The organism is Streptomyces sp. NPDC044984, from assembly GCF_040646935.1.
Classification (GTDB): Bacteria; Actinomycetota; Actinomycetes; order Streptomycetales; family Streptomycetaceae; genus Streptomyces.
Map to the genome: position 1 here is coordinate 1 of NZ_JBEZBE010000106.1, position 1900 is coordinate 1900.

The window sequence follows — 1900 nt, forward strand, 5'->3', positions numbered from 1 at the left end:
TCGCGCGCCAGGGCGAGGCGGTCGGCGGAGACGTAGGCGAACTCCTGGGCGACGAAGTATCCGGTGCCGGCGGTCAGGACGAAGACGGCCAGCAGGCCCAGGAGGGCGTTCGCGGCACTCATCGGCGCGTCGATTGCGAGAGGGCATCCCGCCGTGTGCCGTGCTCAGGGAATGCCTGGCGGGGTGGTCGGGGACTGTGCCCCGGGGGGTCCGTCGGTCTGGCGGACAAGTACGTGCTCCTTCTGTGGGTGTGTGGAGGAGTAACGATTCCGGCCGGAATCGTGTTCCCGGCGGTGGCCGGGACCGCCGGTCCGACCCGTTCGGCGGAGCCCGCCTCCGGGTCGTCCTCGGCGGCCGGGTACCGGGGCGTCGCGCCCGGTTCCCCGGCGGTGCGGGCAGAAGCCGGCTCCGGGCCGGAACGTCGTACGGAACGGTTCGCGCCCGGACCCGTGGGACAGGACGCGCGGAAACGGGACGCCCCGGCTCCGCACCAACTGTAAAGGGGACGCAAAGTCTCTCCCGGACCGACCCCCTATGCCTCTACTCGCTTGTAGAAGTTATACCGGGTGCCGCCCCGCGGGCGGCACCCCCTTCACGCAACACACGCACGTTTTAAGGAGTGAACGCCACCGTGGTGTTCAAGCGACTGCTCGGCTCACTCGGCGTGGGCGGCCCCACCGTCGACACGGTGCTCGACCCCGGTCCGGTCCGGCCGGGCTCCACGCTCACCGGCCGGGTCCGCCTCAAGGGCGGCCGGGCCGGTTTCGACATCGAGGGCATCACGCTGGAGCTGGTGGCGCGGGTCGAGACCGAGCACGAGGAGGGCGAGCGGGAGGGCACCGTCGCCTTCGACCGGTTCACGGTCGGCGGCGGCTTCCGGCTCGCCGAGGGCGAGGAGCGCGACGTGCCGTTCGGCGTGGCGCTGCCGTGGGAGACGCCGGTCACCGAGTTGTACGGGCAGCCGCTGGGCATCGTGCTCGGCGTGCGCACCGAGCTGTCGGTGGCGGGGGCGAAGGACAAGGGGGACCTGGATCCGCTGACCGTCGGGCCCCTGCCCGTGCAGGAGGCGGTCCTCGAGGCCTTCGGCACGCTCGGTTTCGGCTTCCGGTCGGCCGACTTGGAACACGGGCGCATCGGCGGCACGGGGCAGCAACTGCCCTTCTACCAGGAGATCGAGATCGTCCCGCCGCCGCGGTACGCGGACCGGGTGAACGAGGTCGAGGTGACCTTCCTGGCCGGTCCGGACGGCATGGAGGTCGTCCTGGAGGCCGACAAGCGCGACGGCCTCTTCTCCGGCGGGTACGACGCGCTGACCAGGTTCACCGTCGGCCACTACGACTCCCGCGACTGGACCGCCGAGGTCGACGGCTGGATGCGCGAGCTGGTCGAGCACCGGGCGTCCCACGGCTCCCCCGTTCCCCCCGCTCCCCACGACCTCCACGGCTCCCACGACGACCACCACCGGTCCGGTCCCGGCATGGGCACCGCCGTCGCCGCGGGCGCCGCCGGCCTGGCGGTCGGGGTGGTCGGGGGCATGGTCGCGGCGGAGGTCGTGGACGAGGTCGGGGACTTCTTCGAGGACGAGGGAGAGGAGGAGTGAGAGAAGGGGTGACTTCTCCGTTGCCGTAGAGGTCATGGCGCCCGGTGCGCTTCGGTCCGGGCGCCTCCCGGCCCGTACGGAGTGCTCATGGCCCTGCGGGACCGCCTCACGGAGTCCGCGTCGACGATGCGGACCCGGCCCGTGGCGAGTAAAGAGGCCCGCCGGAGCGCGGGCGGTCATCCGGACCTGCATCGTGATCGGCGGCGCCGACGGCGACTTCGACAAGGACGAGCAGGCCGTGGTCCGCGAGGCGTGCTACGCCCTCGGCCTGCCGCCGCACGAGTTCGACCTCTGAGCGGC

The 1900-nt window shown here is 72.3% G+C and carries 1 protein-coding gene and 1 pseudogene; both read left to right on the plus strand.

Annotation, left to right across the window (positions count from 1 at the left end; translation table 11 throughout):
• The first annotated feature begins 631 nt into the window (after positions 1–631).
• Positions 632–1600 (plus strand): sporulation protein, encoded by a 969-nt coding sequence (locus tag AB0A94_RS38645; RefSeq protein WP_361751718.1) that lies wholly within the window; start codon positions 632–634, stop codon positions 1598–1600.
• Between the two features lie 151 nt (positions 1601–1751).
• Positions 1752–1895: pseudogene (locus tag AB0A94_RS38650) on the plus strand (TerB family tellurite resistance protein); the annotation flags it as partial.
• Positions 1896–1900 lie beyond the last annotated feature (5 nt).